The sequence below is a fragment of the Salipiger marinus genome, from assembly GCF_035481585.1.
Classification (GTDB): domain Bacteria; phylum Pseudomonadota; class Alphaproteobacteria; order Rhodobacterales; family Rhodobacteraceae; genus Salipiger; species Salipiger marinus.
The window spans coordinates 1-6,391 of sequence record NZ_JAYKSL010000053.1; the positions used below are offsets into that span (position 1 = coordinate 1).

Genomic DNA, 6,391 nt, shown 5'->3' on the forward strand with positions numbered 1-6,391 from the left:
GGGAAGTGAGCTAAACGCTCTCCACTAAAGCCGGGCAAGTCCATTCTCAGGCGGGGACTATCAGGCTTACGATCTGATATGGTCCGTCCTCGATGCCACCCATGCGAAATACCCCGACATGGTGCTGCTGCATGGTGGCACGCCCAAAGGCGCCGAGATGATCGCGGCCCGCTGGGCAGATACCCGTGGGATCACCCAGGTGGTCTTCAAGCCCGACTGGAAGAGCCACGGCAAGGCCGCCCCCTTCAAGCGCAACGACAAGATGCTCGAAACCATGCCACAGGGTCTGATTGCCACGCCCGGTTCGGGCATCACCGAGAACATCGTCGACAAGGCCCGCAAGCTCGGAATCCGCATCAAGAGGATCGGGGCTTAGGCCCCGGTTCACGCCCCGCGCAAGAGGTCCTGTACGACGGAAGGCTTCTTGGCGATCAATGCCAGCAGAACCTGTGCTGGGCCTGTCGGGTGCCGGCGCCCGTGTTCCCAGTTCAGGAGCGTACCTTTCGCGACGCCAATGCTCTTCGCAAACTCGGCCTGGGACAGGCCCGTCCGTTGCCGGACTTCGGCGACATCGACCTCCGCCACGGAAACTTCATGCACTTTGGCGTCGGCCAAATCGCCATTCGCGAAGGCCAGAGCCTCTTCGAGGCCCTTGGATACGGTTTCAAATGCACTCATGTTGCGTCTCCATATTTCGCGACAAGCGCCTTGCTCATCTCTACCGCAGCAGCTTGTTCGGTCTTTGACAGGTTGGCTTTCTCATTCTTGGCGAAGACCGTGATCAGAAAGATCGGCATATGGGTCCCGCCAAAGACATACACCGTCCTGAAGCCGCCACTCTTGCCGCTCCCCTCTCTCGGGATGCGGACTTTGCGTAATCCGCCGCCAAGAGAGACGCCCGCTTCCGGATTGGCGGCAATGAAGTTGATCGCCGCCTCACGCTCCTGGTCCGACATGATTGCCTTGGCGCGCCTTTGGAATTCGGGCAGTTCGACCACTGTCTGCAATCGCGTCATCGTCAGTTCCATATAGGTTTTGGCGGCGTATGTGTCAATGACGTATAGTATGCGCACTGGAAGGGCAAGTTGGCAACTGATGCTAGAGCTAGGCAGTATGCTCTGTCCGTTGGTACCGGCGGCCCTTGACCAAATATCTTGTCGCATTTTCTGACCGAACCAACCAGACGGGCTGTCATTTAGGGCTATTGGATGGTTGCGGTGTCTCGTGGCGACCCGGCCTTTCGTTCCACGCTCTGTTCGCGTCGAGCACTCCTCCGCATCTTGGGCGCTTCAGCGAAGACTATCGGCACGTTAGTGATCCTGGGGATGCGACTTTGACGTCTGGACGATGTCTCATCTTCTGTGAGTTAGTAAGAAGCCAAGATTCTGGTGGCAACTCCCTCGGCTGTTCACCCAGTTTCCTTCGCGGCCACCGCACTTCTCCCGATGTCTGAGTTGCATGACATGCTGGTCGCAGCTGTCGTCCCGTCCACAAAGGTTGTCGCCGATCTTTTTCCCCTGACCCACCAAAGAACAGGGGTGGGCCAATCCTCGCGCGGCAAAAAGATCGGCGCCTGCCCCTCTCCGCTGCGCTTCGCCTTCGGTGTGGCCGGGCCTTGGCCAGCTGCAAGTTGACCATCATTGCAACGCAAACAAGGAGAAGAGCAATGACCACGAACTGCATCAAATTCACCAGCGCCGACATCGAAACCGCCAAAGGCGTCGGCTCCATCTCGACCCTGACCTTCGACCTCGACATCACGGTCGAACCCGTCGCGAGCTCGAACCCGATGGCCCCCACGCACCGCGTCCTCGGCCGCTCCCCGCGCGGCAAGCTGGTCGAATGCGGCGGCATCTGGAAGAAGCAGAACAAGGAGACCGGCGCAGACTACTACACGCTGACCATCCGCGACCACGGCTTCAACGCCAACCTCGGCAAGGCGGCAAGCCAGGACGATCTGTCCCTGCAGGCGATCATCCCCTGGGGCCCCAAAGACGCCGCGTGACGCAAAGAATCGGCTGGGGCAACCCAGCCGATTCTCGTTGTCTCCTATGGCACTGACACGATTTATTATGTGTTGGAGTGGCATGGGCGATGTGTTTGACGGAACCAAGTGACCACGGTTCAGATGTAGAACTTTTCTGATGCAGCTCGCTGCGTGGCTGTCGTGTTTGCGGATCCGCTAGGCGTTTCGACGCTTCAAGCCATGTGCCGTTTGACAGCCGTGCAGTTACATAAATGTATTTTAAAACAGTAGGTTAAAGTATTTTTACCGCGCCGTTCGAGTTGAGTGCTGCGCAGAAGGCCGCACCGTTGGTTCCATATGTTGGGCCGCCTTTTTCGCCGCTCACTATAGCTTGTCGCCGCATCTAGACTCGATCGTGCTGCGGGAGTGCATAAGCCACCGCGTGAAAATCGTTGTTAAGACTCATTTTTCCGTGTAGATGACACTTTAAAGGGATAAATTGCTGAAAAAGCGATATTTAGAGGGCAGGCGGATGCGAGATAGGTCATTTACGGCTGATACGAAGGATCAACCCTTCGACGAGATCATCCTTCAACAGGGAGAGCTGATTTCTGACCGTCTCAATATGTTGCGGCAGGAACAGTATCCTCCAGATGCCCAGAAAGGTCTACGTCAGTTTTCGCTGGCGGAGGTCGCTTATTATCTCGGCGTGACCCAGTCGACAATCAAGAAGCTCCACCTAGAAGGTAAGGGGCCTGATCCCGAAACCTCGTCGTCGGGGAGGCGTAGTTATTCAGCTGAGCAAATGCTCGAACTGCGGGCGTATTTGGACAAGCATGGTCGGCCTGGAAAGCGGCGGTATGTGCCCCATCGGCGTGAAGGTGAGGAACTGCATGTAGTTTCTGTCGTCAACTTCAAAGGCGGGTCCGGAAAGACGACGACTGCGGCTCATCTGGCTCAGCACTTGGCGCTGAAAGGGCATCGTGTACTGGCGATCGATCTTGACCCGCAGGCATCACTGACAGCTCTGCATGGTATTCAGCCGGAGCTCGATAATGTTCCATCGCTCTACGAGACGCTCCGCTACGATGATCAACGCAAGCCAATTATCGAAGTAATCCGACCAACGAACTTTCCTAACCTTGATATCGTGCCTGCAAGTTTGGAACTTCAAGAGTATGAGTACGATACCCCCGTTGCCTTGACGAGCAGCGACCCCCACGAGGGGCGCCTTTTCTTCACTCGGATCTCTAAGGCGCTCGACGAAGTCGATGATCGCTATGATGTCGTGGTGATCGATTGCCCACCGCAGCTTGGCTATCTCACGCTGACCGCACTGACAGCCTCGTCGTCAGTCATCGTCACCGTCCACCCACAGATGCTGGACGTTATGTCGATGAGTCAATTTCTGCTCATGCTTGGCGGAATCATGAAGACAATACGAGACGCTGGCGCGAACATGCGACTGAAATGGTTTCGCTATCTGGTTACCAGGTTTGAACCCACTGATGGCCCTCAGAAGCAGATGGTCGGGTTTCTGCAGGCGATGTTCCCGAACCAGATGCTTACCGCGCCTGTTTTGAAATCCACGGCGATCTCCGACGCTGGGATTACTAAACAGACACTCTACGAGGTCGAGCGCTCCCAGTTTGTTCGCACAACTTATGACCGGGCAATCACTTCACTGAACGACGTGAACGATGAGGTTTCGGAGCTGATCCACAAAGCATGGGGGCGCGAATGACGACGTCTTTGACAGCCGTGCAGATTGATAGTTTTGACAGCCGTGCAGACAGCCATTTGTCCAGAGTGTTCACGTCTATGATCGCCCAGAAGGAGACAGTTTGATGGCTCGTAAAGACCTCCTGAAAAATGTGATGGCCAGTTCTTCCGAGCAGCCGAAGGACTCTGGCCGATCAGGCTATGCGATGCGTGGCGCATCAAAGTCCATGAAGGTCTCGATTGACAATCTTGCCGAAAATTCGAAGCGCTTGCTCGAAGGGGAAACCATCGTCGAAATCGATCCCCAATTGATCGATGTGTCCTTCATTTCGGATCGTCTCAGCGACGACGACGAGGCCTTCAACGAGCTGAAGGAGTCGATTGCAACTGGTCGCCAGGACACTCCAGTACTGCTTCGCCCGCACCCGGATCTGGACGGTCGCTATATGATCGTCTTCGGCCATCGGCGTGTGCGCGTGGCGTCAGCCCTTGGCCGGAAGGTTCGCGCTGTAGTCAAACCAATGGACGATGTGGCGCACATTCTCGCCCAAGGGCAAGAGAACACGGCGCGCGCGGATCTTTCATTCATCGAGAAGGCGCTTTTCGCAAAAAGCCTCCTTGATATGGGGCAGGCGAAGGATGTGATCCAGTCGGCGCTGACCATTGATGGAACGCTGTTGTCGCGCATGTTGTCTGTCGCGCAGAACATCCCGAGGCATGTGATTGAGCGGATCGGTCCCGCTAAGCAGATTGGCCGTGACCGCTGGGAGGATTTCAAGAAGCTGGCTTCGGAGTCTGCGAACCAAAAGGTCCTTGAAGGTGCCTTGGAACTCGAAGGGTTTCACGAGCTGGATAGCGATGCAAGGTTCGAGCTCCTGCACAGCAGACTGGCAGAGGCGGGCAGGACACCCAAGCGCAGAAAGACGCGCATGGCACCCAAGAAGCGCACCTGGACCGCCGGCAAAGGCCGCATCAAAGGGGTAATCGGCCGGTCCGGAAGGGCATTCAGTATTTCGCTGACAGCACAGGATTCAACCGAGTTCGGAGACTTTCTCTCCGGTCGACTGGATCAGCTCTACAGCGAATTCCTCGCAACAAAAGAGGAGCAGTCGGAACAATGATCTAGGCAAAAGAAAAGCCCCCAAGCAGCGTGGCCTGAGAGCTAATCTGAAAAGTTTGGTCGCTTAGAAGATACCTCTCCCACGAATCACTGTCAACGATGAACGCTTTTGAGCGAACGGCTTTCTTTTGCCTCCACATAACCGGAGGTGAGATACAGGCATGAAACATACAGGTTGGCGCAAGCCGACACCGGGTCTTGGGGTTGCTGAGCAACTTGCCCAAGCCGGTGAACGGGTAGCAGTACCCAAAACACGAGCATTTGTCGCGCTCAAGCGCGTTGGTGCACATATCGGCCTGAAGGCTGGCGACATGATGCTCCTCGACACGCTCGGGGCCTTCACCCAGGCCCAGGACTGGGAGGAGGGGCAGCGCCCGATCGTCTGGGCGTCGAACGCCTATCTGATGGAGCGGACGGGCTTTTCGCTCTCCGCGCTCAAGCGCCATGCGCGGCGCCTGGCCGAGATCGGCGTGATTTCCTTTCAGGACAGCCCGAATGGCAANGTCGAACGCCTATCTGATGGAGCGGACGGGCTTTTCGCTCTCCGCGCTCAAGCGCCATGCGCGGCGCCTGGCCGAGATCGGCGTGATTTCCTTTCAGGACAGCCCGAATGGCAAGCGGTGGGGCCGTAGGGACGCCGATGGGCGCATCGTTGAGGCGTATGGCTTCGATCTGTCGCCGCTTTCAGCCCGTGTCGAGGAGTTCGAGGAGCTTCATGCCGAGCTGCAGGCCGAGCGCGAGCTCTGCCAGCGCCTGAAGCGTCAGATTACGGTGGCACGCCGGATGATCCGCGCTCGGATTGAGGCGGCTATCAGCAGCGCGCTGCGCGGGCCCTGGAGCCAATTCACTGGACTCTTTGAGGAACTTCTGGACCGGCTTCCGCGTCGTCATGAAGCCTCTGAGCAGTTGGAACGGCTACTGTTGTGGTTCAAGGAACTTCAGGAACGGGTCGAAGCGGCCTATCTCAAGGCGACTGGTGCGACAAAACCTGTGGAAAACATCGGTAACAAAGACACCCAAATCACAAAAAAGACTCAAGAAATGGACCCCAGGGAGGTCATTTCTGAACCTCATATACTAATTACAAATCAACTTAATCCTGTAACTAGTAATTCCTCTAAAAAAGAGGAAGCGGCGGGCGTGGTACCCAATGCTCCACCCGAAGAGTGGGTTGATAGGGAGCTGGAAGACTGGGTTGCCGAGGTGCGCAAGAAGCGGACGGCGCTCGATCTGCCGACAATCATGCAGGCCTGTCCGGAATTCGCGTCCTGGGCGCGCAATATGGGTGGATTCCTGAAGGATTGGGGCGACCTGCACCGCGTTGCCGGGCAACTCAGGCCGATGATCGGTATCTCAGAGCATGCCTGGAACGTAGCGCAGGATCGAATGGGGACCCAAGTGGCCACGGCCGCATTTGCGCTCGTCTTCGAGAAGCACAGTGTCGGTGAGGTTGCCTCGCCGGGCGGATATCTTCGGGGCATGGTCGAGAAGGCTGGGGCAGGAGAGCTGCATTTGGAGCGTAGTTTCTATGGCAGGCTCAGTGGACTTGCCCGGAAAAAGTGGAGAGCACCAACTGAGGAACC

General features: G+C 56.8%; 6 protein-coding genes and 2 pseudogenes. 6 read left to right on the top strand and 2 right to left on the bottom strand.

The features are described 5' to 3' along the window. Positions 1-43 precede the first annotated feature (43 nt). Positions 44-376, top strand: a pseudogene (locus VK682_RS26745) (DUF2493 domain-containing protein); the annotation flags it as partial. Between the two features lie 8 nt (positions 377-384). Here VK682_RS26745 and VK682_RS26750 read toward each other — a convergent pair. Together VK682_RS26750 and VK682_RS26755 are read right to left on the bottom strand one after the other, a co-directional pair. Continuing rightward, complete coding sequence (locus VK682_RS26750; protein ID WP_064225043.1) at positions 385-678, bottom strand: type II toxin-antitoxin system RelB family anti-toxin transcriptional regulator; 294 nt, start codon at positions 676-678, stop codon at positions 385-387. Beyond that, positions 675-1,016 carry a type II toxin-antitoxin system RelE/ParE family toxin gene (locus tag VK682_RS26755; protein WP_064225051.1) on the bottom strand — a complete coding sequence of 114 codons (342 nt, stop codon included), beginning with the start codon at positions 1,014-1,016 and terminating at the stop codon, positions 675-677. The genes VK682_RS26750 and VK682_RS26755 overlap by 4 nt, the downstream gene beginning before the upstream one ends. A gap of 650 nt (positions 1,017-1,666) precedes the next feature. Here VK682_RS26755 and VK682_RS26760 point away from each other — a divergent pair. The 5 genes and pseudogenes from VK682_RS26760 to repC form a co-directional block, all read left to right on the top strand. Further along, positions 1,667-2,005 carry a DUF736 domain-containing protein gene (locus VK682_RS26760; protein WP_065331090.1) on the top strand — a complete coding sequence of 113 codons (339 nt, stop codon included), beginning with the start codon at positions 1,667-1,669 and terminating at the stop codon, positions 2,003-2,005. Between the two features lie 493 nt (positions 2,006-2,498). Continuing rightward, on the top strand, positions 2,499-3,710 hold the full coding sequence (gene repA / locus VK682_RS26765; RefSeq protein WP_064225041.1) for a plasmid partitioning protein RepA: 1,212 nt from the start codon (positions 2,499-2,501) through the stop codon (positions 3,708-3,710). Between the two features lie 103 nt (positions 3,711-3,813). Next, positions 3,814-4,809: a plasmid partitioning protein RepB gene (repB, locus tag VK682_RS26770; RefSeq protein ID WP_064225040.1), complete on the top strand. Its 996-nt coding sequence runs from the start codon at positions 3,814-3,816 to the stop codon at positions 4,807-4,809. Positions 4,810-4,969: 160 nt separating this feature from the next. Then, positions 4,970-5,296: pseudogene (locus VK682_RS26775) on the top strand (helix-turn-helix domain-containing protein); the annotation flags it as partial. Positions 5,297-5,327: 31 nt separating this feature from the next. Then, the coding region (repC, locus tag VK682_RS26780) for a plasmid replication protein RepC (RefSeq protein WP_425262624.1) at positions 5,328-6,391 on the top strand (1,064 nt) is incomplete at its 3' end.

Excerpts from the sequence above, each read along its gene's own strand:
- VK682_RS26750 (WP_064225043.1), bottom strand. The coding sequence starts at position 678 with ATGAGTGCATTTGAAACCGTATCCAAGGGCCTCGAAGAGGCTCTGGCC.
- VK682_RS26755 (WP_064225051.1), bottom strand. The coding sequence starts at position 1,016 with ATGACGCGATTGCAGACAGTGGTCGAACTGCCCGAATTCCAAAGGCGC.
- VK682_RS26760 (WP_065331090.1), top strand. The coding sequence starts at position 1,667 with ATGACCACGAACTGCATCAAATTCACCAGCGCCGACATCGAAACCGCC.
- repA (WP_064225041.1), top strand. The coding sequence starts at position 2,499 with ATGCGAGATAGGTCATTTACGGCTGATACGAAGGATCAACCCTTCGAC.
- repB (WP_064225040.1), top strand. The coding sequence starts at position 3,814 with ATGGCTCGTAAAGACCTCCTGAAAAATGTGATGGCCAGTTCTTCCGAG.